Genomic DNA, 22,462 nt, shown 5'->3' with positions numbered 1-22,462 from the left:
GTTATGAACCGTTGATCGACGCCTGGATGGTCTTGCCGACCCCTGTCATGGTGCTCGCAGGGTCGGCGCCTGCGACGATGTTGGCCTGAGCGCGTCCAAAGGGTTCCCACACTGAGGACATGGCGGGGATCGCGGGCATGGGCTCAGCCTTGGCGGAGAGATCCGCGAAGGTGACCATGTCGGGTTGCTCCGTCTTGAGCTTGTCCGCGAGGTCCTTCTGGGCCGGAGGCAGCTCGTTGGAGGGGAACATCGCCGCCGCAAAAGTCATGTCCTTAGCCGCGTCGGCCACGAAGGTCTCGGCGAACGCCTTGTTCTTTCCGTTGGAGGCCACATAGAAGCAGTTGACTCCCACGAAAGGACAGGCCTGGCTGTCCTTGATATCTTTGAATCCCGGAATCCTAGTGAGCTGGTAGTCGATGCCGGCCTTCTTGATGTCCGCCAGAGCCCATGGCCCCGAGATGAGGTAGGGGGCCTTGCCGTCTGTGAACAAGGAAATGTGGTTGGCGGCTGTGACTGACTTTCTGAGGACTCCCTGCTGGCCGAGCTGGCGGATCTTTTCCGCGGCCTTGATGGATCCCTCCTTGCCGATACCGAGGTCCTCGGGATTGTAGGAGCCGTCCTGGTTCTTACCGAACAGGTAGCCGCCGCCGGCGGTATAGATCGGCTCCATGTTGTAGGCGTCGCCCTTCTCGTCAATGGCCTGAGACAGGACGAGCTCGGTTCCGGCCGCCTTGCCCGCCTCGATCATCTCCTCAATGCTGGCCGGCTGGGTCACTGAGGTCAGTGCCTTGTTGACGAATAGGCCCAGGCACTCGACGGCGTAGGGCGTTGCGTAGATCTGGCCGTTGTAGGTGACGGCCTTGAGCGCGATGTCGGAGTAGTTGGACTCGGCCTCGGGGCTCAGGACGACCGGCCGGATCGCGCTGTTCTGCACCAGGTTGCCGATCCAGTCGTGTGCACCGACGACGACATCGGGGCCGTTACCGGCCTGGTTGGCGGTGACGAAGTTGGGCTGCAAGTCATTGGCGACGGTCTGGACCGCTACCGAGATGCCCTGCTGATTGCCCCAGGTCTTGGCAATCTCCTTGAGAGAGTCTGCCTTCTTCTGATCCGCCCAGATGACCAGGTCGGCGTTGGACCTGTCTCCGGAGGTGTCAGATGCCTGCGAGGCAACACCGCCCGAGGCTGCCGTACCCGAAGTGCTGCGTGAGCCGGAGCAGGCTGCCAATGTTGGCACGGTGGAGGCCAGGGCCGCCATCGTCAGGAAGGATCGGCGGGTGGGTGCCACAGGGATTCTCCTTCGAATCAGATCCGGAGCGAGGAGTCCCTCGCCTAGCACCATAATTTAACTGGCCTATGCAATGAATGCAAGGGACTAATGAAACTTGCACCCGTGTGCTCTAGGCGACGGTCGTGGCCTCCAGCCACGTCGTCGTCGTCGGGGGCACGAGTAGACGCCCCTCCTCCTGACGCAGGGGCTGAGAGGACAGAAGAACTTTGGCCTCAGCCGGCAACGTGACGGGGGAGTCGGAGGTGTTGACGACGACCAGGACGCCGCGCACCAGGAAAGCGAGGGTCTGGGGCGGGCACCACTCCAGGCCGACGACGAAGGCCAGGGGAGCGCAGGCCAGGTTGTACTCCTGGCGCACGTGAGCCGCGTGCCGCACAGTCGCAGCCGGAGAGCCGAACTGGGAGGACTGCACCTGGGTGTGCTCAGCAACCATGTCGGCCAGCTCCAGGGGGGCGGTCGGCTTGTCGGAGTCGGTCAGGGAGATCTCGTCGCCCTGACGCAGGTAGAGCGAGCCAGGCAGGGCCAGCATCATGGCCTGCAGGGCCAGCCCTCGACGCAGCCGTTCCTCGTGGTCAACGGAGTACCAGCGCCGTCCGTCCCCCGGATCCAGGTGCTCGGAGAGAATGTGGGGCGGAAGGAATCGCCAGGTGGGGGGTGCTCCGAAGCGGTCGTGCTCGTCCAGTGACCGGGTCAGGTGGGACGTGAGGGACTCGGCGTTCCACCGTGTCAGCGTCAGGCAGTCATCGCGCAGGTGGTGCACCCAGTCGTCCTGGAGGTGATGACGGAGTGACTCCGGGTAGTCGGCGGTCACGTCGGCACCGAGGATGCCCTCGTCGACGTACTCGGCCAGCTGTCCGTGCAGCATGGCGCAATAGGTGCTGAGTCGATCCAGCCGGATCTCGCTGGTGAGCTGAGGAGGCACGATCGTACCCAGGTCGATCCCGGCCGCACCGGCCTGCAGGTAGGCCTCCGAACGGCGCAGCAGATCGTCAGCGGCTCGTTCGAGACCGGTGACGAAGCCGGTGTTCTGCTTGGCGTAGGGGCCCGTGATCGGACCGAGCGCTCCGGAGATGCGCACGATGGTGCGCAGCCCCCGCCCACTGGCCTTGTCGATAAATCGGCGGATCGAGTCCAGCTCGGTGTCGACGTCGAGCAGGCTGGGACGGATGAGTACCGCATCCATGCCCAGGTAGAGGGCGTGCTCGATGATGGGGTCGGTGCGGTCCAGGTCGGCTGCCCCCAGGTCCGGTGAGGGGATCTCGTAGACCAGTGCGTGGCGCCACCACTCTTCCGGACCGTCGTAGGGCCGGTGAACGAGAGTCGTGGTGGTGGTCACAGCAGGTGTCTCCCTTCCGCCGGGCGCATGCCCGGGGACTTGACGTCCGAGAAGTGATTCATCGATATGAGGAGGATGCGTGGCGACCACAAGCTGGAGGGATCGGGTACCGGCGCTCCTCTGGGACGGTGTCGGAATGGTGACGTCCATCGTAACCCCCTTCTGCGTTACCTTGTGACCATGTCAGTGCAGAAATCTGGATCAGAGCCTGTGCGTATCGACGGAAGCAGCGGTTTCGGCCTATCCGGATACCAGCTGCGGGACGCTGAGCGCTTCGTTCACGAGCAGGCGAAGAATCCCCAGCGCACCCCTTTTGAACGCGACAGGGCCCGGGTCCTGCACTCCTCGGCGCTGCGGCGCCTGGGGGCCAAGACCCAGGTGCTGGGGCCGTCTGCCGACGACTTCGTGCGCACCCGGCTCACCCACTCCCTGGAAGTGGCGCAGGTGGGGCGCGCCCTGGGGCAGGCGCTGGGATGCGACCCCGATGTCGTCGATACCGCCTGCCTGTCCCACGACCTGGGCCATCCTCCCTACGGGCACAACGGGGAGAAGGCACTCGACGTCGTGGCCCGCCAGATCGGGGGCTTCGAGGGCAATGCCCAGACCTTCCGGATCCTCACCCGCCTGGAGCCCAAGACCCTCGACGGGAACGGTCGACCGGTCGGTGTCAACCTCACCCGGGCCAGCCTCGACGCCGTCGCCAAGTACCCCTGGCTCAAGGGCAGGGGACCGGGCGGTCCGAGCGGGCGCAGTGCGCGCAAGTACTCCGTCTACGACGACGACGCCGAGATCTTCTTCTGGATGCGTCAGGGGGCCCCGGAGGGCAGGCGCTGCATCGAGGCGCAGATCATGGACCTGTCCGACGACGTCGGCTACTCCGTCCACGACGTCGAGGACGCCATCGCCCTGGGGCGCCTGGATCCGGCCTGCCTGACCGACCCCAAGGAGGTTGATGAGCTGCTCGAGGCCACGCGGGCCTGGTACGGCACCGACTTAAGCGCCGACGCCCTCGGTGCGGCTTTCGAGAGGCTGGCCGGCCGGCCCTACTGGATCCGCTCCTACAACGGTTCCGTGGCCGACGCCGCGCACCTGAAGAACCTCACCAGCGAGATCATCGGACGCTTCGTCTCAGCGGTCGCCACCGCCACCCGCCAGACATACGGCAACGGACCTCTGACCCGCTACGAGGCCGAGCTCGTCATCCCCGAGGAGACGGCTGCGGAGATTCTCCTGCTCAAGGGCATTGCCGTGCGCTACGTCATGGAGCCGAGGGAGCATGAGCCGGTCTACCTGCGTCAGCGCACCCTCGTGTTCGATCTGGCCGACGTCCTCATGACCGGCGGCGGGAAGGGCATCGACCCGGTCCTGCTCGACGTCTGGCACCGGGCCGAGAACGACGACGAGCGCCTGCGGGTGGTCGTCGACCAGATCGCCTCCCTGACGGACACCTCCGCGCGGGCCTGGCACGCCCGACTGTGCGGCATGTTCTCCGAGGTCTAGCTGTACTGATCGGGCAGCTCGTCCAAGCCCTGGCGCAGGATGTCGGTGCCCTCGCCTACGATGACCCTGTGGCGGGACTGATCAGGCGTGAGGACATCGAGGCGGTGCGTGAGCGCGCCAGGCTTGAGGACGTCGTCGGTGAGCACGTGACCCTCAAGAGCGCCGGCGTCGGCTCGCTCAAGGGCCTGTGCCCCTTCCACGACGAACGCACCCCCTCCTTCCACGTCCGCCCTCAGCTCGGCTACTGGCACTGCTTCGGCTGCGGCGAGGGCGGTGACGTCATCACCTTCATCGAGAAGGTCCACCACCTCGGATTCGCCGAGGCGGTCGAGTACCTCGCCGACCGCACCGGGGTCCAGCTTCGCTACGAGGAGGGCGGCGCGGTACGGCGCGGGGTGGAGCCGGGCACTCGGCAGCGCCTCATGGACGCCAACCGCCTGGCCGAGGCCTGGTTCCGCGAGCAGCTTGCCACCCCGGAGGCCCAGCCGGGGCGGGACTTCCTCACGGCCCGCGGCTTCGACCGTCATGCCGCCGCGCACTTCGGCGTCGGCTACGCGCCCGCCGGTTGGGACAACCTCGCCCGGTATCTGCGCGGGGCCGGCTACACCGAGGCCGAGCTGGTCGACTCCGGTCTGTGCAGCCGGGGCGGGCAGGACGGGCGCCGCGTCTACGACCGCTTCCGTGGTCGCCTCATCTGGCCCATCCGCGACGTCACCGGAGCCACTGTCGGCTTCGGGGCGCGCAGGCTCTCGGAGGAGGACCAGGGCCCCAAGTACCTCAACACCCCCGAGACCCCCGTCTTCCACAAGAGCCAGGTGCTTTACGGGCTAGACCTGGCCAAGCGGGAGGTTGCCCGCTCCCACCGGATCGTCGTCGTCGAGGGCTACACCGACGTCATGGCCGCGCACCTGTCCGGGGTGACCACGGCCGTGGCCACGTGCGGGACCGCCTTCGGCGCGGACCACGTGCGGGTGGTGCGCCGCCTGCTGGGGGATGTGGACGACCCCGCGGCGGGCGTCGTCACCGGCCAGGGGCGCGAGGCCCGGGGAGGCGAGGTCATCTTCACCTTCGATGGTGACGCGGCCGGCCAGAAGGCCGCCCTGCGCGCCTACGCCGAGGATCAGCGCTTCGCCACCCAGACCTTCGTAGCCGTCGACCCCGGCGGCCTGGATCCCTGTGATCTGCGCATGAAGGAGGGGGACCCGGGCATCCCACGCCTGCTGTCCCGGCGGGTGCCGTTGTTCGAGTTCGTCATCCGCACCTCCCTGTCCCATCTGGATCTGGACACCTCCGAAGGTCGGGTCCGGGGGCTGCGCTCGGCGGCGCCGGTGGTGGCTGGCATCCGGGACCGGGCGCTCAAGCGCGAGTACACCCGCAGACTGGCCGGATGGCTGGGGCTGCCCGACGCCGAGGTCCACGCCGCAGTCCAGGCCGCCAGCAGGCGGGGGGCGCAGCCCAATGCGGCGCGGGGCGGCCAGTGGCCCGCCGATGAGACCGCCGGCCCCGATGCCGCCGTCCCGGTGCGGGGGCTGCCGCCGGTAACCGACCCCGTTGAGCAGCTCGAACGTGAGGCCCTGGCCGTCATCATCCAGTTCCCGGTGGCGGCCCACCAAGCCGGCGCCGACGAGCTCGGGGCCGACTCCTTCGGCCAGCTCACCCACCGGGCCGTCTACGAGGCCGTCGCCGCCGCCGGAGGCACTGCGGAGGTGCCGGGGTTGGTTCAGCAGGCGGTGGCCGCTGGCATGGGGGAGCAGGAGGCGCAGCGCCGGGCCACGCTGCGTTGGCTCCAGCAGGTGCGCGACGGCGCCATTGGCCTGGTCGAGGCTGCCATCACCGAGCTCGCCGTGGCACCCCTGCCACTGCCCACCATTCGGGGACGCGGCACCGAGGTGGACGCCTCCGGGCTGGAGCGCTACGCCAAGGGCGTGCTCGACTCCCTGGCCGTCATGGGCATCAACCGCCGGCTCGTCGAGATGCGCTCACGCCACCGGCGGATGTCGCCGCAGGAGGAGGGCTACCGCGAGCTGTTCTCCCAGATCGCCACCCTCGAGCAGCGCCGCATGCAGATCCGGCAGGGGACCTGAGACCGGCCGGCGCCCCACTGGGCGAGTAGCTGCGGGTAGCCTGACGGTCATGCCGATCCTGCGACGTCGTCAAGGCTCATCCACCCGCTCCACCGCCACGCTTCCGCTGGAGATGCGTGAACAGCTGCGCGAACCCGCCCTGGGGGCTGTTCCCCTGGACACGGACGGCTCAGCATGGGCGGTGGCCACGGCCGGCGCCCTCGTGGTCTTCAACGGGCGAAGCGGACCCGCGGTCCATGCCTGGGACGAGGTGGAGCAGGGGACCTGGGACGGGCAGGAGCGCGTCTTCACCCTGAGGTGGTCGCAGCAGGATCGCGAGGATCTCGTTTTGAAGGTTCCGGCAGGAGTCCGTAACGGCGACGCCTACGCCGCCGCAGACGTCGCCCCCTTCGCCAAGGCCCTGCGCCAGCGGGTGGAGGCGGCCATCATCCACAGCGCCGTGACAACGCTTCCCAGCGGCGCCACGGCCACGGCGAGCGTGCGTCGAGGCGGGGATGGCGAGCTGTATTCCGTCACCCGGCCCCTGATCTCACAGGTCAATGAGGGGGAGGATCGCCGGACGCTTCAAGAGCTGGAGAACCGCGTCCGCGAGGGTGTGGGCCTGCCCACACGGTAGGATGTCGTTGGAATAGCAACGTTTCCTCCGGCTCGCCGGATTCGACGTCGCCGCGGGATGTTGCTAAAGTTCACTGCGCGTCAAGCGCATTCCTGCGTAGCTCAATGGCAGAGCATCCGACTGTTAATCGGACGGTTGCTGGTTCGAGTCCAGCCGCAGGAGCCCATCACTCGGAGCCCCAGCCCCACCGGCTGGGGCTCCGCGGCTATATCTGCTCCACGGGGACGGCCTACACCACCGCCTTGGGGAAGGGTGCCGTGGGGTGCATGGTTTCCGGCGTTGCGTCGCTCTATCCGTCCTTGGTTTGAGAGAGGTGCGGGAAGGTGCCACATCGGTGGGTCGGAACGGCCCCATCTACTGAGCTCGCGCGCGTAGGGTCCCTCACACCAGCTGGTGTGAGGGACCCTGTTTTGTTTTACCGTCCGCTCAAGGCGGGATGAGGCCTGCGCGCCTCTTTGAGGAGGTAGGTTATGTCACGGGCGTCTTTCAATCCGGATCGTCATGTCACAGGCGAGCGAGCAGGTCTGTCTTCTTGGCGGTGAATTCCTCTTCGGACAGAATCCCCGCATCGCGCAGCTCGCCGAGCTTTTTCAGCTGAGTCATGACGTCATCCGTGTTCACGGCCGGTGCAGCAGGCTGTTCGTTGGTGGCTTGGCGAATGCCGTCGGCCAGCTCGTTCGCGGACGCTTGTATCTGGCCTAGGATGCCGGGGCCTGCGGTTGGTACCGGTGCGGCAGGAGCGACCATTTCGCCGCGTTGGAGGCGCAGGATGGTATCGATGACACGGTCGGCGTCTCCGTGGTGGACTCGCATCGCGACATCGCCGCCGCTGGTGGTCAGGACGACCACGGTGTTCAGACCCTTGCCTCGGCGCTTGGCCACATGAGAGATCGAGCTGATTGGAATGATCTCACCGTCCTCGTGACGGCGGATCCCCGTGGCGGCTAGGGACATGCCCATGGTCATGACTGCTAGGCCGGCCTTGGTTCCGGTGCCAATCCAACCTTTGCGTGACCACTCCACCCGGTCGGGGAAGATGGCCACGGTGGCGTTTTTGCCGGCGATGTGGGACTTGAACTGCAGAAGGGGTTCCATATCTGCTCCAGGATGGGTAGTTGGGGTGTGGTGCACAGTTTCGTACCCAGTTTTGGAGCTTGTATGGGCCGTTGGTCAGGTGAGTTTGCCCTGCCACCCGTACTGTCGTGGGGTGCGTCGTGGGGAGGTGGAAGTACCGCAACAAATCGGCTGTCGAATTCCTCTTGCAGGTCTTGCCTCCGGGAGCTTTTCGGCCACATAAGGAGACTTCCAACTAAGGCCGGGTGCACTGGGCCCCCTCACACCATCAGGTGTGAGGGGGCCCAATCTTGTCAGCGTTGCCAGGCTCTGAGCGCGGTACGCCCGCGGGCTCAGGCGGTCGCGAGGATGTCGCGGACGTACTGGGACCGTGTCTTGCCGGCTGATGCCGCGTGCTGGTCGAGTGCCTTCAGGGTGGAGCGGGGCACCCGTACGTGGAGGTCGGTCATGGTCTCGTCGTACAGGCTCGGTCGTCCGCGTCCGTAGTGGTCGACGGGTCCTTCCCAGGAGCCGTCCTCGTACTCGGCGGCCTTGGCGTCGAGTTCTTCGGTGGTGGTGCCGAAGAGGGCGTTGATCTCGTCCTCGCTCATCTGGCTGGGGGTGTAGGGGCTCATCGTGTCCTCCTTCGTGCTGACCTGATCTCGGTGGTGGTCTTCCTGGTTGGTGGAGTCATAGCGTGGTAGATGAGCCACCTCTGGGGGAGGCTCTCGGCGACCATCTCGACCATGCGCCCGTCGGGCGCCGGGCCGATAACGACCCACTGGCCCGTGTCGGCCCGGTGGATGAACTCGATGGTGCGCTGCCAGGCGGCCAGGACGTCGCGCTCGGTCAGCTCCGGGTGCCTGCGGGTCACGCGAGAGTGGACCAGGACTCTGACCGGGCTTGTGCTGCTCGTAGGATTATTGTGACACATATGTTCTCCGTGCTTTGTTACGCGGAGGCGGCGATGGTAGCGCGCAGGGACGGGGACGTCCGGCCTGCGCCGGATGTAGTGGTGGCGGGCGAGCGCCAGATCGCGACAGGGGCCGAACATGACCTCGTCGCTCTGGTCGTGGGAGGATGCCGCCATGGCATACCGTGACATCCGCATCATTGGCGACCCGATCCTGCGCACCGAGTGCGACTGGATCACTGACATCGACGGCTCCGTCAAGGCCCTGGTCGAGGACCTGCTCGAGACGGTCGATGAGGAGGGCCGGGCCGGCCTGGCTGCCAATCAGATCGGGATCGGTCTGCGCGCCTTCTCCTGGAACATCGACGGCGAGATCGGCTACGTCCTCAACCCCAAGATCGTCGAGATCTCCAAGGACGAGTACCAGGACGGGGAGGAGGGCTGTCTGTCAGTGCCGGGTCTGTGGTTCCCCACGGAGCGGGCCTGGTACGCCCGGGCGGAGGGAGTGAACCTGGACGGCAAGGAAGTCGTCGTCGAGGGGGAGGAGCTCATGGCTCGTTGCATCCAGCACGAGTGCGATCACCTGGAGGGCCACCTCTACCTCGATCGCCTCGACCGGAAGAACCGGGCCAAAGCGATGAAGGAGCTGCGAGCGCAGGGACTGTAACGTCCCCAGGGATACAGACCGGGTGGGGCGGCAGATCTTGCGACCTGTTGCCCCACCCGGTTTGCAGTAGGCGATGAGGCCTTCCGTGCGCGGCGTGCTCCTAGCCGACGCGGTGCAGCCAGCGCACGGGCGCGCCGGCTCCGGCGTAGCGGAAGGGCTCGAGCTCATCGTCCCAGGCCTGCCCCAGAGCCAGATCGAGCTCGCGGCGCATCCTCTCAGGATCGGCGGCATAGACGAGCGCGGCACGGATCCGGTCCTCGGGGACGACGACGTTACCGTGAACATCCGTCTGTGCGTGGAAGATACCCAGGTCCGGGGTGTGGGACCAGCGGCCGCCGTCGGTGCCGACGCTCGCCTCCTCGGTCACCTCGTATCGCAGGTTCGCCCAGCCGCGCAGGGCCGAGGCAAGGCTGGCTCCCGTTCCAGCGGGCCCCACCCAGCTGGTCTCGGCTCGCATCATGCCCCGAGCCGCAGGCTGCTCGGTCCAGTCGAGGTGGACACGCGAACCGAGCACCTCGGCCGCTGCCCACTCGATGTGGGGGCAGAGCGCCCGAGGTGCTGAATGCACGAAAAGTACACCGCGGGTGTAGGCACCGATCATGAGTATCGCCTCCTGGTTGGTTTCGAGATTCGCCTTCCCCAACGGTCTCGACCCGCAACCGGGCTCATGTCATGACGTACGCGGCATGCACGGCTATTGTGCCTGACCGCACCGGCCGGGTCCAGCGTGGTGGGTCACAGGCGGGACCGCATGGCGACTCCCTCCCGAGCACGACTACTGGCGGGCGAAGACCAGGGCGACGTTGTGCCCTCCGAAGCCGAAGGAGGTGCTGGCCGCCGCCGTCAGGTTGGGCAGGTCCCGGCCCTGTGGTCCAACGACGTCCAGCCCGAGCCGGGCCAGCTCCGGATCCACTCCGGCCGGCAGCAGCGTGGGTGGGGCCCAGCGCTCCTGCAGCGCCATGACGGTCAGCACCGCCTCCAGCCCCCCGGCTCCGCCCAGGAGGTGACCGGTGGCGGACTTCGTGGCGCTGACGGCCGTGTCCGGCACCGTCCTGGCCAGGACACCTGCCTCGACGACGTCGCCGGCAGGTGTCGAGGTGGCGTGGGCGTTGACGTGCCCAACAGCACCGGCGTCAAGGCCCGCGCGCCCCAGAGCCATCCGTAGGGCTCGTTCCTGCTCCGTGCCTGACGGCTCCGGTCGTGCGACGTCATAGGCATCGGCAGTGACCCCAGTGCCTGCCAGCACGGCCAGGACCCGCGCGCCACGGGCCAAGGCGTGCGCAGCGCGCTCCAGGACGAGGATCCCGGCGCCCTCACCCAGGACGAAGCCGTCACGGTCCGGGGCGAAGGGGCGTGAGGCGGTCTGAGGGTCGGCGTTGCGCGTGGACAGGGCCCGCATCGCGCCGAAGGCGGCCATGGTCATCGGGTGGAGGGCCGCATCCGTGCCCCCGGCCACGACGACGTCGGCCCGCCCCAGAGCGATGAGGTCCGCGCCGTAGGCGATGGCCTCGGCCCCGGAGGCGCAGGCCGAGACAGGAGCATGGATACCACCGCGCGCCCCCAGCTCGATCCCGACTGCGGCCGCAGGGGCATTGGGCATGAGCGCCGGGACCGCCGTCGGCAGAACCCGCCGGGGCCCCTTGTCCCTCAGGACGTCCCAGGCCTCCATAACCGACAGGACCGGCCCCATGCCCGGGGAGACGGACACCGCCAGATGCTGTGAGGCGACCTGCGGGGCCCCTGCCTGCTCCCAGGCCTGGCGGGCGGCCAGCAGCGCGCACTGACTGGCACGGTCGAGGCGGCGCAGCTGGCGGGGCGGGAGTATCTCGGCAGGATCGACCGCCAGGGGAGCGCCGATCCGCACGGGTAGGTCATGGCTCTCGACCCACTCGTGCTCAAGGGTACGAACCGCGCAGGCGCCCTCGTGCAGGGCGCTCCAGGTGGACTCAACGTCTGCGCCCAGAGGATTGACGGTTCCCAGTCCGGTGACGACGACGTCATCCGGGCGGCACTCGGTTTCCGGGCTCATGTCTGTCGTCAGGCCTTCTTGGAGGTCACCAGGTCAACCAGGGCTCCGACGGTGGGCAGAGTCGGGATGAGGGAGTCGTCCAGGGCCACACCGAAGCGCTCCTCGACCTGGGTGGCGATGGTCAGCAGACCCAGGGAGTCGACGTCGAGGTCCTGGGCGAAGGTGGTGTCCCGAGTGATGTCCTTGGCTGCGACGCCGGACTCCTCGCTGACGATCTGGGTGATGACGGACAGGACGTCGGCGTTGTTCTGCTCAGCCATGGTGGCTCCTTCAGGCGCCGTGACGGAGCATCCAGGATCCGTGACGGCGCTGTGACTCGATGATGGTTGTGGTTTGCCGGCGGAGGTACCGCAGGTCGGACCATTGTCCCAGATGAGAAGGGGTGCTTAGGAACCGGTGTACCACCGGGGGCGGCTCACGGCCGGGGCGCGGTCAATAGCGTCACGACCGGACCAGCCCGAAGGTGACGGACGGTCCGGTCGCGCAGAAGAGGATGCGGACGCTCGTCGCGCCCACGGTGCGTCAGGCCTCTCGGCTGACAGCCAGTCGGCCCACAATGATCGCCATGTGCAGCATGAGGCCGTCACGGGCGTTCGTCGCGTCCCAGCCGACCTGCTCGCTGACGCGGCCCAGGCGGTAGCGCACCGTGTTGGCGTGCACGAACAGGTTCCGGGCAGTGGCCTCCAGGCTTCCACCCAGCGCCAGGTAGGTGGCCACCGTGCTTTCGAAGGGATCACCCATCTCGTGCAGGGGCGCGTGCACCAGGTTGAGGATCTGCTCACAGGCGAGCTCGTCGCCGGCCAGGAGCCGCTCGGGGAGGAGGTCGTCGGCGTGAACCGGGTTTGGTGCCTCGGCCCAGCCGGGCAGAGCTCGCAGTCCGGCCAGGGCCGAGCGCAACGAACGACCCGCGTGCGAGATCCCTGGAACCACCGGACCGACGACGGCCGACCCGCCCAGACCGCCGGCCACCTGCATGGCGGCCTGATCCACCAGCTGCTCAGCGGTGGCCTCCCGGCCGGAGTGCTTGGACGCTGGGGCGTGAGCCGCCGGGCTGTCACCCAGGATGATGAGGACGGAGTCGCCTCGTACCGATACCAGGCAGTCGCTGGCCAGGTTGCGGCACTCGTGGCGCAACCTGGAGACGCCGAGCGCATCCAGAGTGGTCTTGGCGGCGATCGCCACCACAGGTCCGGTTCCGTTCCAGCCGGCAGTTCCGGCTCGGGTTGCGGCGTCCTCGGGGTCGTCGTGAAGCATCGCGTCGACCGCTACGGATTCCAACCGGGCGTCCCAGGCGCCGCGGGCCTCGGCCGCCCGGGCGTACACCTCGGCCGCGGCGAAGCCGACGTCACGCCCGAAGGTCAGGACGAGGATGCGGACGGTGTCATGGTCCTCCTCGGGTACGGCACGAGGAGCCTCGTCCACGACGACGTCGAGGACCGTACGCACCAACGCCAGGGTCTGCTCCAGCGTAATGACACCGGTCAGAGCCGCAGGGGCAACGGAGAAGATCTGGGAGGGGGTCAGCGGGGTCGAGGGGTTCTCCGCCGAGTCGACGAACATGGTGACGCCCAGGCGGGCCACCGCTGCGATCTGGTCGCGCGATCCCTCCGGCAGGGTTCGGTAGAAATCATGGGCCGAACTGATGCGGTCCAGTGAGTGTTCAATAATTGTGTCCTGCGCCTGTCGCAGTGCAGACACTCCCGGAGCGCTCAACTCATCCATACTGTGGATGCTACCGACTGGAATATCCTGAGGACAGTAGGTTCTCGATTGGCGCGGCGTGTGATCCGACACGAGTTTGTGTTGAAAATACGGGGATAACTGAGGGTGGTGTGTCGCGGAGACGGAGCGGATTGCGCAGGTTACAATAGCGTAACCATTGTGGAAGCCATGGTATGTGAATCTGCAATGACCCGAATGTGTGCGTCGTATGTCAGCATGGATGCGCACAGGCAGGTGCCTAGCTAGACAACTCGGAGGCTCAGGATGACGAAGGCAACCCGCACAGAGGAAGATCTTCTTGGTGCACGGGAAGTTCCATTGGATGCCTATTGGGGAATCCATACGCTACGTGCGATGGAGAACTTCCAGATCTCTGGATCTGTGGTCGGTGATGAAGAGGCCTTCGTTCGCGGCATGGTGCAGGTGAAGAAGGCGTCAGCGTTAGCGAACAGTGATCTGGGGGCTATCGACCCGGAGATTGCTGGTGCGATTGTGTGGGCCTGTGACCAGGTGCTGCTTGCCGAGCGCTGCCTTGATCAGTTCCCGGTCGACCAGTTCCAGGGGGGTGCCGGGACCAGCGTTAACATGAATACCAACGAGGTGATCGCCAACCTCGCGCTGGAGTACCTGGGATACGCCAAGGGCCGTTATGACATCATCAACCCCAACGATCATGTCAACAAGTCCCAGTCGACGAACGATGCCTACCCGACTGGATTCCGTTTGGGGCTGTTCGCCCTTGTCAGCTCGCTCATCGAGGAGCTCGAGCGGCTCATTGCGTCGATGCGATCCAAGGGGGCGGAGTTCGTCAATGTTCTGAAGATGGGGCGTACTCAGCTTCAGGATGCTGTTCCTATGAGCCTGGGGAAGGAGTTCGAGGCCTTCGCCGTTCTGCTGGAGGAGGAGGTCAGTCGGCTTCACAACAACGCCGCCCTGCTTCTGGAGGTGAACCTTGGGGCCACGGCGATCGGCACGGGGCTCAACACCCCGCCGGACTATCAGAGCACTGTTGTTGGGCATCTGCGGGAGATCACTGGTTTGGAGGTTCGAGGAGCGCATGACCTGCTGGAAGCCACGAGTGACACGGGCGCATATGTCTCGATGCACGCGGCGATCAAGCGCTTGGCGGTGAAGCTGTCCAAGATCTGCAACGACCTGCGACTACTGTCCTCCGGGCCTCGTGCGGGGCTGGGGGAGATCAGGCTACCTGAGCGTCAGGCAGGTTCCTCCATCATGCCGGCCAAGGTCAATCCGGTGATCCCGGAGGTGGTGAACCAGGTCTGCTTCAAGGTCATGGGAAACGATGTGGCGCTGACCTTCGCCGCGGAGGCAGGACAGCTCCAGCTCAATGTCATGGAACCGGTGATCGCCCAGGCTATCTTCGAGTCCATCAATCTGCTCACCCGCGGGATGTCGACCCTGCGGGAGCTGTGCATCGTGGGGATCGAGGCCAATGAGGAGGTGTGTCGCCGCAACGTGCTGGACTCGATCGGAATCGTTACCTATCTCAACCCGGTGATCGGTCATCACAACGGCGACCTGGTGGGCCGTGAGTGCGCCCGTTCAGGACGCAGCGTGCGAGAGGTGGTTCTGGAGATGGGGCTGCTCGAGGAGCCTGTTCTTGACGAGATTCTCAGCCCCGAGAACCTTCTGCGTCCCCATTTCCGTGACCTGAAGGTCTACTCAGGATCCGATCCGTCAACTCCGCCGGTTGTGTCCACGGCTCCTGGCTCGCAGGAGTAAGCCTCGATCTTTCATTGGTTGGTTGAGTGGGGTTTGGTGGCGTCGTTGCCGGTGTCGTGGCTGGGATTATGCCGGTTGGGTGTGACGGCTTGCCGCGTGTCGTCTCGCGGTGGTCGGGCCTTTCCGGGGCCAGGGGGTTCTTCCTTCAGGGGTGTGGTGGACAGGAGGCAGGAGCCGTGTGTCTACGGAGCCGGTAGGGCCTGGAGGTGTCGCAGGCCGTCAAGCAGAAGGCTGGTCCAGGGGTGGTCGGCCTTGTAGCGCAGGACGGTGCGGCGGGCGTGGTGGGCGATGACGGCGGGGATGGCCATCAGCCGCAACCGGATCGTTCGGGGCTCCCAGGCGCGGGCGGGGGTAGAGGCCATGGCGAGCAGCTGGGAGAAGGCCAGCAGGTCGCAGGCCAGGGCCACGATCAGGCACCAGACCCGGTTGGCCGCAAACCCCTGCAAGGGGAAGCGGTCAAGCCCGGTGTCCTTGGCACAGCGGATGCGGCCCCCTGGCAGCGGGCCCGCAGCCGGTGGCGCACCTCGAGATCGGCGAGCTGCCCCACTCTCGTGCTGGTGGCGAAGGCGGTCAGCCGGTAGCCGCCCACGTCGTCGAAGCGCAGCTGGGCGCCCTGATGGGGCCGCTCTCGGCGCACGGTTGACCCGCATCCCCCTGGGCCAAGCGGTCAGGTCCAGCAGGTCGGCGGGTCTCAGCGACGTCCGCACCATCCCTGGGCTGGCCGTCAGCGTTGTAGGCCGGGGCCCAGGCGGCCTCAGGGATGGTGCCGTAGATCTGCGCCGTGTGCTCGGGAAGCGTGAACCCCACGCTGTAGGACACCCGGGCGGCGGGCCAGGAGCTCAATGGTCTCCTTCGTTCCTCCGGCCCCGTCGATGCGCACCAGCACCTTTCTACCGGGTCTGGGGCCGAGCCCGGCCTGGTCCAGTGCCCGGCGGATGATCTCGACATGGTCGGCGGCGGTATTCGAGCCCGCGTTTCCAGGCCGCAGCATGATCACCGCGCACTCACCCCCACCATCGGGGCCGTGGTCGAACCATGCGGTCAGGGGGTGGTAGCCGAACCCCTTCTTGAAGGTCGGGGCCGCCCCCTCTTTCTCTGAGTGGACGCCCACCAGGGTGGCGTCGATGTCGATCACCAACGGACGCTCAGCGCTGATTCCAGCCGTTGGTGAGTGCTCGCCGGCCAGGTCCCACACCCGCTGTCTTACTGTCCTGCGGGCCCGGTTGACGGCGGTCTCGGCAGCCTCGACGTGGTCGGCCAGGGTCCCCACAAGTCGCGAGACCGTCGGGTCGGAGGCAACAGGCCCGAAGACCTCCTTCTCGCACCGCAGCAGCGAAAGGTCCGACAGGCACCGGCCTCCCAGGGCCACGCACACCGCCAGATCCGCCATGATCTTGCCCGGGTCGTGCACCGACCCCGGCCGCCGCCACGTAGACAGGGCCCGTGAAAGCTCGTTGCCCAGGCCCGTGACCCTGCTCGTCTCGGTCAGCAGCCTCGCCCCGGCCAGCCCCACCGCAGGAACATCCCCGGACTCCACACCCACAACCGGGTACAACCCGCTATTCTTCACCACGAAGGTGTCCTTCCCCTGGAGTTCTCGGATCTCAGCAACCCGCATTATCCCAGGCGAAGCGACACCTTCACCCCACTTTCAACACCCCAACGATGAAAACTCGAGGTAAGGGGGAATCGGCCTTCCGAGGGTCGGCGGGTGGCCGGCGGCGTGCTGTACCACCTCGCCGACGTCGGAAGGCTGCTTCCAGCTCTGTCGCGAACGGCCTCATGAGAAGGAGCGACAGGAGCGGACGACAGGGGCGTGAACGTCCTTGCCGATGATGTTGAGGCCTTGTGGATCCACCTTCGCCTGCGGGGGCCTGGAGTGCCAGAAGACGTAGTTCTGGCTGTCCCCGTCGTTGGAACCGAATGTGACTTTATTGGAGGCGTCGATCCAGACCGTGTTGTCAAAGCCGTTGACGGTCAGTGACTCGATCTCCCCTTCGATGACGACCACGAGACTTTGTGCGGTGATTGTTACGTCTCGTGCGCCTGCCGAGACCTTGACCACCTGATCGGTGGAGAGCTCGTTGGAGGTGACACTGACCTGGTTGGAGGTCGGAATCACCTTAGTGACCTGGGCCTCTGCCTGGGCCCGGGTGTCCTCCGCGTCGTTGTCGGTCAGCTCGTCGTCGTAGTCGCGGATGTCGGAGGACGTGCAGTTGCCGTACTCCAGCGGATCCATGGGGCTGGTGTCCTCCAGCTTCCCAGTGGGCTCCTCCTCGGCCTCCTGAGTGGCGGCATCGTTCTGGTCCGCCGGGGTCGAGGACGTCCCCCTGGCGCCGGTCCAGCCGACTGAGCAACCGGACAGGGTCAGCAGGCACGCGGCCGTGAAGGCGGTGGAGCGCAGGAACGGGGAGCGGGACAAGGGAGGACCTCATTCGGCAGACATGATGGTGCCGGTGGATACGGGAGATCCCGCTCCACCGGCACCACAATTGGTCAGTGTGTCCAACTATAGCCGCACGGGGCGGATCAGGACTCCCCTCCCTGGGAGCCGGAGGTGCCTGCGTTGACATTGGTCAAGTCGTAGCGGGCAACGGCCTGGGCCAGGACGGAGCGGTCGAGGCGCCCCTGCTCCACCAGCGCCTGGAGGGCGCGGACCACCACCGACTGGGCGTCGATGAGGTAGTGGCGCCTGGCGGCGGCGCGGGTGTCGGAGAATCCGAAGCCGTCGGCACCCAGGGTGTAGTAGTCGCCGGGTACCCAGGCACGGATCTGGTCGGGGACCAGGTGGTCGTAGTCGCTGGTGGCGATGAAGGGGCCGGTGCTCTCGGAGAGCTTCCGCGTCAGGTAGGGGACCTGCTGCTGGGCGTCGGGAGCCAGGAAGTTGGCCTTCTCCATCTCCAGTGCCTGGCGCCGCAGCTCGTTCCAGCTAGTGACGGACCACGTGGCGGCACGTACGCCCCAGTCCTCGGCCAGGATGCGGCGAGCCTCCTCGATCCAGGGCACTGCGACACCGGAGGCCAGGAGCTGGACCTCTGGGCCCTCGCCGTCGGGAGCTGTGCTGATGCGGTGAATACCGCGCAGGATTCCCTCGACGTCGACGCCGTCGGGCTCGGCGGGCTGGTGGATCGGCTCGTTGTAGACGGTCAGGTAGTACATGACGTCACGGTTGCGACCTGAGTCCGGGCCGTACCAGCGCTCCAGGGCGTCGCGCACAATGTGTCGGATCTCGTAGGCGTAGGCCGGGTCGTAGGTGATGACGGCGTCGTTGGTGGCCGCGATGACGGGGGAGTGGCCGTCCATGTGCTGGGTGCCCTCACCGGTCAGGGTGGTGCGCCCGGCGGTGGCTCCGATGATGAAGCCGCGGGTCAGCTGGTCGCCGGCGGCCCAGAACTGGTCGCCGGTGCGCTGGAATCCGAACATCGAGTAGAAGATGTAGACCGGGATCATGGGCTCGCCGTGGGTGGCGTAGCTCGTGCCGGCCACCTGGAACAGGGAGACTGAACCGGCCTCGTTGATGCCCGTGTGCATGAGCTGACCGGAGGTGGACTCCCGGTAGGACAGCATCATGTCGGCGTCGACGGGCGTGTAGTTCTGGCCCTGGGTGTTGAAGATCTTCTTGGTGGGGAAGAGCGACTCCAGCCCGAAGGTGCGCGACTCGTCCGGAATGATCGGCACGATGCGCCGGCCGATGCCCTTGTCCTTGATGAGCTCCTTGAGCAGACGCACGAAGGCCATCGTGGAGGCGACCTCCTGCTTGCCCGAGCCGCTCTTGAGGATGTCGTAGGTTTTGTCGCCGGGCAGCTCGAGCTCGACTCCGGCATCGCGGCGCTCGGGGATGAAGCCTCCGAGCTGGCGGCGCCGGTCCAGCATGTAGAGCAGCGAGGGGTCGTCGTCGGCCGGCCGGTAGCACGGCGGCATCTTCGGGTTGGCCTCGAGCTGCTCGTCGGTGATCGGGATGTGGAGCCTGTCGCGCAGGGCCTTGAGGTCGTCCAGCGTCAGCTTCTTCATCTGGTGGGTGGCGTTACGGCCGGCGAAGTGGCCGCCCAGGAGGTAGCCCTTGACCGTGTGCGCCAGGATGACGGTGGGCTGGCCCTTGTGCTCCGTGGCCGCCTTGTAGGCGGCGTACATCTTGCGGTAGTCGTTGCCGCCGCGCTGCAGGGCCCAGATCTCGTCGTCGGTCCAGTCCTTGACGAGCTCGGCGGTGCGCGGGTCGCGGCCGAAGAAGTGCTTGCGGATGTAGGCGCCGTCGTTGGCCTTGAAGGTCTGGTAGTCGCCGTCGAGCGTCTCCATCATGAGGTGCTCGAGGGCGTGGTCCTTGTCCGCGGCGAGGAGCTGGTCCCAGCCACGGCCCCAGATCACCTTGATGACGTTCCAGCCCGCGCCCTTGAAGAAGGCCTCGAGCTCCTGGATGATCTTGCCGTTTCCGCGCACCGGGCCGTCGAGGCGCTGCAGGTTGCAGTTGATGACGAAGGTGAGGTTGTCCAGCTGCTGGTTGGCGGCCAGCTGCAGCATGCCGCGCGACTCGGGCTCGTCCATCTCGCCGTCACCCAGGAAGGCCCAGGTGTGCTGCTGAGAGGTGTCCTTGATGCCGGCGCCCTGGAGGTACTTGTCGAACCAGGCCTGGTAGATCGCCTCGGAGGGGCCAAGGCCCATGGAGACGGTGGGGTACTCCCAGAAGTCTTCCATGCGGCGCGGGTGGGGGTAGGAGGGCAGGCCGCGGCCACCTGCCGGGCGGGACTCCTCCTGACGGAAGCCGTCCAGGTCCGCCTCGCTCAGGCGGCCCTCGATGAAGGCTCGGGCGTAGTTGCCCGGTGAGGCGTGGCCCTGGAAGAAGACGTGGTCACCGCCGCCGGGGTGGTCCTTGCCGCGGAAGAAGTGGTTGAAGCCGACCTCGTAGAGGGTTGCGGTCGAGGCGTAGGAGGAGATGTGACCGCCGACCCCGACCCCGGGGCGCTGGGCGCGGGTGACCATGACGACGGCGTTCCAGCGCAGCCAGCGCCGGTAGGTGCGCTCGGCGCTCTCGTCACCGGGGAAGTAGGGCTCGTTGGCGACGTCGATGGTGTTGATATACGGCGTCGTCGTCTCGGTGGGAACCGTGACGTTCTTCTGCCGGGCCTGAGCCAGCATGCTCAGCAGGATGTAGCGCGCTCGCTTGGCGCCCTTGTCCGCGATGAGGGCATCGAGGGACTCGTGCCACTCCTTGGTCTCCTCTGGGTCGTTGTCGGTCACCTTCGTCAGGAGGCCGTCAATGAGCGGCGTGGAGTCACTGGTGGGGCTCACGGAATCCTCTTTCCTCGCGTCTGTGCGGTCGGCCCGAGCCTCATTGCGTGCCGTGGTGCCGATGGCGGCATCGGCGTGCGCCTGAAGCCAGACCGCTGTGGATGACGGCCCTAATCTACGACCTGCGACGGGGCGAACGCTGCACCGAACGGGAAGAAAGTCCCACCTCACGTATGATGTAGATCACTTAATGACGGGTTGGCTTCGCTGTCGAGCACTGAGGGGTGTGGAGCCTCAAGGGGGTGGTCGCGTCAGAATCGATCTTCAAAGGAAAGTCCAAGGTAATCTGACGTGCGTGTTCACTTGCGCGGCTGGTGCCGGGTGCGGTGGGCTAGTACCCATCGCCCAGCAGCGGGCGAACAGTAGACGGGCCAGGCCCAGAAGGACGGTGTAAGGACGTGGCGAGCACAGCGGGTGGGGCTTTCGGCTTCGCCTCCGGTCTCATCATTCAGGAGTTCGGCTACGACGTCGACGTCGACGAGACCTTGCGTCAGGCCGTTGAGGCGGAGACCGGAACCACTCTGGTGGACGAGGACTACGAGGACGTGGCCGACTCGGCCATCGTGTGGTGGCGTGACGACGACGGCGACGTCGATGACCTCACCGACCTCCTCGTGGACGCCCAGGCCAACCTCGACGGCGCAGGGCTCATCTGGGTGCTGACGCCCAAGGCGCGTACTACCGGAGCCGTCCAGGCAGCCGAGGTGGAGGAGGCTGCCGCGACAGCCGGCATGCACGCGACCTCTGCCGCCTCCATGGGGCAGCACTGGAGTGGCATCAGGGTCTCCAGCCGGGGGCGCTGATGCGACCCGATGGCTGCGCGGCGTGCTGCGCCCTCAGAGGCGGAGATGGTTGGTGGCCCGTCCGGTGGAGGCGGTAAAGTCTCCGGCTGAGGCGGCTCGCGCCGTCAGTTGCGTGTGCAGGCGCCGGGTGCTCAGGCAGTGTGCTCCCGGCAGCGTCTGCACCTGGACCTGTAGCTCAGTTGGTAGAGCAACGCGTTTACACCGCGTCGGTCGTCGGTTCGAGTCCGGCCGGGTCCACCACAAGCTCCGTATACGAACCTGTGCCCTGCGTGGTGAGAGGTTTTTTCGAGGTATCTTGATTTTCTTGTCCATCCTGCGGGGTGGGCTTTTTTGGTTTGACCGCGGTGGTCGCCCCGCCGTCCCGGCACGCTGCGCAGCACTGGCGGCGGCGTGCAAGGCGGGGCTGGCCAGCTGGTTGAAGGGTGGGATGAGGAAGGCGGCGGCGCTGGTGCGGCTGGCGGGGTCTTCGACGGTGATGTCTGGGTCGGTGGGCGCATCGAGCGCAGCGTCAGCCGCAGTTCCGACGGTTCCGGCCGTCTCCATGGTTCTAGCCACTCCGGCCACCTGATTCTCCGTCGCCATCGCCATGGCCGCACCAGTCCGCCCGGCTGCTCGGGCTCCGTTCGGAGCTGTCTGTTCCGTCGCTATACCCGTCTCGATAGCTGCCCCGGTCCCCTGGTTCTCCTTCTCGGCAGCGCGGGTTATCAGGGCGTCGGGCGGCACGATGATGCGTCCCTGTTCGTCCCGCTTCGGGTTAACCAGTACCCGGCTGAAAAACACTTGGTTGAGTAGCTTTTTCAGGTGGTCGGGGGCGGCGGTGTACAGGCGGTGGCAGTCCTCCATCAGGTCGAGGGCTTGGTCGAGGTGGCGCTGGACCAGGGCGGTGTCTGCTGCATAGCCGGTGAGGGTACGGTCGAGCTCGGCCAGCTGGCGGGCCAGGCGGTTCTGTTCTTCTGTGAGCAATTCCAGGGGGATGGCTCCGGCGTATTGGGCCTGGAGCAGGCTGCGGCGCTCGGTTTCCAGTTGGCTGCGGCGTATGCGCAGGGCGCGGATGTCTTTGTGGGAGTTGGCTTGGATGCGGCCAAGTTCGGCCTGCAGGTAGCGGGCGATTTGCTGGCGGTCTTCGGGGGTGAGGGCGATGGAATGGTAGAGGTCGGCCACGCGCTGTTCGACCTCGTCAATCAGGACGGCGCTAAAGTCACAGGTGTGCAGGCGGTGGCGGCGGGCGCAGACGAAGTAGCGGTAGACGTCGCCGCCCCGGGCGGTGGTGTTCTGGACCAGCAGGCGTGAGCCGCAGTGGCCGCAGACGATGGTGCTTTTGAGGTAGTGGTTGTGCAGGCGTTGGCGTTCGCCGTTGCGCCGTGAGGTCAAGATGGTCTGGACTTTGAAGGTTATTCACAGAGGCAGAGCTTGCTTGCCTTT

General features: G+C 66.6%; 18 protein-coding genes, 2 tRNA genes and 2 pseudogenes. 9 read left to right on the top strand and 13 right to left on the bottom strand.

Annotation, left to right across the window (positions count from 1 at the left end):
• Nucleotide 1 precedes the first annotated feature (1 nt).
• Together RIV14_RS05260 and RIV14_RS05255 are read right to left on the bottom strand one after the other, a co-directional pair.
• Nucleotides 2–1,288, bottom strand: a complete 1,287-nt coding sequence (locus RIV14_RS05260; protein ID WP_081381881.1) for a sugar ABC transporter substrate-binding protein — start codon at nt 1,286–1,288, stop codon at nt 2–4.
• 112 nt (nt 1,289–1,400) lie between these two features.
• Complete coding sequence (locus RIV14_RS05255) at nt 1,401–2,627, bottom strand: alpha-amylase family protein (protein ID WP_075373167.1); 1,227 nt, start codon at nt 2,625–2,627, stop codon at nt 1,401–1,403.
• 180 nt (nt 2,628–2,807) lie between these two features.
• Here RIV14_RS05255 and RIV14_RS05250 point away from each other — a divergent pair, with 180 nt between their 5' ends.
• From RIV14_RS05250 to RIV14_RS05235, 4 genes are all read left to right on the top strand, one after another.
• Entirely contained in the window at nt 2,808–4,127 is a 1,320-nt protein-coding gene (locus tag RIV14_RS05250) for a deoxyguanosinetriphosphate triphosphohydrolase (protein WP_075373209.1), read from the top strand.
• Between the two features lie 68 nt (nt 4,128–4,195).
• The gene (gene dnaG / locus RIV14_RS05245) at nt 4,196–6,211 is read left to right on the top strand and encodes a DNA primase (RefSeq protein WP_075373166.1); all 2,016 of its coding nucleotides are present in this window, start codon (nt 4,196–4,198) and stop codon (nt 6,209–6,211) included.
• 49 nt (nt 6,212–6,260) lie between these two features.
• Entirely contained in the window at nt 6,261–6,827 is a 567-nt protein-coding gene (locus tag RIV14_RS05240; protein WP_075373165.1) for a hypothetical protein, read from the top strand.
• 90 nt (nt 6,828–6,917) lie between these two features.
• Nucleotides 6,918–6,989: transfer RNA gene (locus RIV14_RS05235), tRNA-Asn, on the top strand.
• 342 nt (nt 6,990–7,331) lie between these two features.
• On the opposite strand, the gene RIV14_RS05230 is transcribed toward RIV14_RS05235, so the two are convergent.
• The 3 genes from RIV14_RS05230 to RIV14_RS05220 all read right to left on the bottom strand — a co-directional run bounded on the left by RIV14_RS05230 (nt 7,332) and on the right by RIV14_RS05220 (nt 8,754).
• Nucleotides 7,332–7,922: an SHOCT domain-containing protein gene (locus tag RIV14_RS05230; protein WP_075373164.1), complete on the bottom strand. Its 591-nt coding sequence runs from the start codon at nt 7,920–7,922 to the stop codon at nt 7,332–7,334.
• A 311-nt stretch (nt 7,923–8,233) separates the two neighbouring features.
• On the bottom strand, nt 8,234–8,515 hold the full coding sequence (locus RIV14_RS05225) for a type II toxin-antitoxin system HicB family antitoxin (protein WP_081381880.1): 282 nt from the start codon (nt 8,513–8,515) through the stop codon (nt 8,234–8,236).
• Nucleotides 8,512–8,754: a hypothetical protein gene (locus RIV14_RS05220; protein WP_143224238.1), complete on the bottom strand. Its 243-nt coding sequence runs from the start codon at nt 8,752–8,754 to the stop codon at nt 8,512–8,514. Before RIV14_RS05220 ends, RIV14_RS05225 begins: the two co-directional genes overlap by 4 nt.
• Nucleotides 8,755–8,968: 214 nt before the next feature.
• On the opposite strand from RIV14_RS05220, the gene def reads away from it, so the two are divergent.
• On the top strand, nt 8,969–9,460 hold the full coding sequence (gene def, locus RIV14_RS05215; RefSeq protein WP_075373163.1) for a peptide deformylase: 492 nt from the start codon (nt 8,969–8,971) through the stop codon (nt 9,458–9,460).
• A gap of 100 nt (nt 9,461–9,560) precedes the next feature.
• Here the strand turns inward: def and RIV14_RS05210 are convergent, their stop codons facing one another.
• The 4 genes from RIV14_RS05210 to RIV14_RS05195 form a co-directional block, all read right to left on the bottom strand.
• On the bottom strand, nt 9,561–10,061 hold the full coding sequence (locus RIV14_RS05210; RefSeq protein WP_003783893.1) for a DUF3145 domain-containing protein: 501 nt from the start codon (nt 10,059–10,061) through the stop codon (nt 9,561–9,563).
• A 174-nt stretch (nt 10,062–10,235) separates the two neighbouring features.
• Nucleotides 10,236–11,489, bottom strand: coding sequence for a beta-ketoacyl-[acyl-carrier-protein] synthase family protein (locus tag RIV14_RS05205; RefSeq protein WP_075373162.1), 1,254 nt, complete (start codon nt 11,487–11,489; stop codon nt 10,236–10,238).
• Between the two features lie 8 nt (nt 11,490–11,497).
• Nucleotides 11,498–11,749, bottom strand: coding sequence for an acyl carrier protein (locus tag RIV14_RS05200; RefSeq protein WP_075373161.1), 252 nt, complete (start codon nt 11,747–11,749; stop codon nt 11,498–11,500).
• 262 nt (nt 11,750–12,011) lie between these two features.
• Nucleotides 12,012–13,211: a PucR family transcriptional regulator gene (locus tag RIV14_RS05195; RefSeq protein ID WP_178387901.1), complete on the bottom strand. Its 1,200-nt coding sequence runs from the start codon at nt 13,209–13,211 to the stop codon at nt 12,012–12,014.
• 264 nt (nt 13,212–13,475) lie between these two features.
• Between RIV14_RS05195 and aspA the strand changes: the two genes are divergently transcribed.
• Nucleotides 13,476–14,954 (top strand): aspartate ammonia-lyase, encoded by a 1,479-nt coding sequence (gene aspA / locus RIV14_RS05190; RefSeq protein ID WP_070661905.1) that lies wholly within the window; start codon nt 13,476–13,478, stop codon nt 14,952–14,954.
• Between the two features lie 182 nt (nt 14,955–15,136).
• On the opposite strand, the pseudogene RIV14_RS05185 reads toward aspA, so the two are convergent.
• The 3 genes and pseudogenes from RIV14_RS05185 to aceE form a co-directional block, all read right to left on the bottom strand.
• Nucleotides 15,137–16,527, bottom strand: a pseudogene (locus tag RIV14_RS05185) (IS1380 family transposase).
• Nucleotides 16,528–16,734: 207 nt separating this feature from the next.
• Nucleotides 16,735–17,376, bottom strand: a complete 642-nt coding sequence (locus RIV14_RS05180; RefSeq protein WP_075372441.1) for a DUF3060 domain-containing protein — start codon at nt 17,374–17,376, stop codon at nt 16,735–16,737.
• Between the two features lie 107 nt (nt 17,377–17,483).
• The gene (aceE, locus tag RIV14_RS05175; RefSeq protein ID WP_075372440.1) at nt 17,484–20,237 is read right to left on the bottom strand and encodes a pyruvate dehydrogenase (acetyl-transferring), homodimeric type; all 2,754 of its coding nucleotides are present in this window, start codon (nt 20,235–20,237) and stop codon (nt 17,484–17,486) included.
• 398 nt (nt 20,238–20,635) lie between these two features.
• Here aceE and RIV14_RS05170 point away from each other — a divergent pair, with 398 nt between their 5' ends.
• The 3 genes from RIV14_RS05170 (at nt 20,636) to RIV14_RS05160 (ending at nt 22,330) form a co-directional block, all read left to right on the top strand.
• Nucleotides 20,636–21,040, top strand: a complete 405-nt coding sequence (locus RIV14_RS05170) for a DUF3052 family protein (protein ID WP_070661914.1) — start codon at nt 20,636–20,638, stop codon at nt 21,038–21,040.
• 164 nt (nt 21,041–21,204) lie between these two features.
• Nucleotides 21,205–21,280: transfer RNA gene (locus tag RIV14_RS05165), tRNA-Val, on the top strand.
• 588 nt (nt 21,281–21,868) lie between these two features.
• Nucleotides 21,869–22,330 (top strand): hypothetical protein, encoded by a 462-nt coding sequence (locus tag RIV14_RS05160; protein WP_256697582.1) that lies wholly within the window; start codon nt 21,869–21,871, stop codon nt 22,328–22,330.
• On the opposite strand, the pseudogene RIV14_RS13715 reads toward RIV14_RS05160, so the two are convergent.
• A pseudogene (locus RIV14_RS13715) lies at nt 22,250–22,411 on the bottom strand (recombinase zinc beta ribbon domain-containing protein); the annotation flags it as partial. The gene RIV14_RS05160 and the pseudogene RIV14_RS13715 overlap by 81 nt on opposite strands.
• Between the last annotated feature and the right edge of the window lie 51 nt (nt 22,412–22,462).

Origin of the sequence: Actinomyces acetigenes (genome assembly GCF_031296635.1) — a bacterium.
Classification (GTDB): Bacteria; Actinomycetota; Actinomycetes; order Actinomycetales; family Actinomycetaceae; genus Actinomyces; species Actinomyces acetigenes.
Note: the sequence above shows the minus strand (reverse complement) of the source record. Positions and strands in the feature narration are given on the sequence as shown.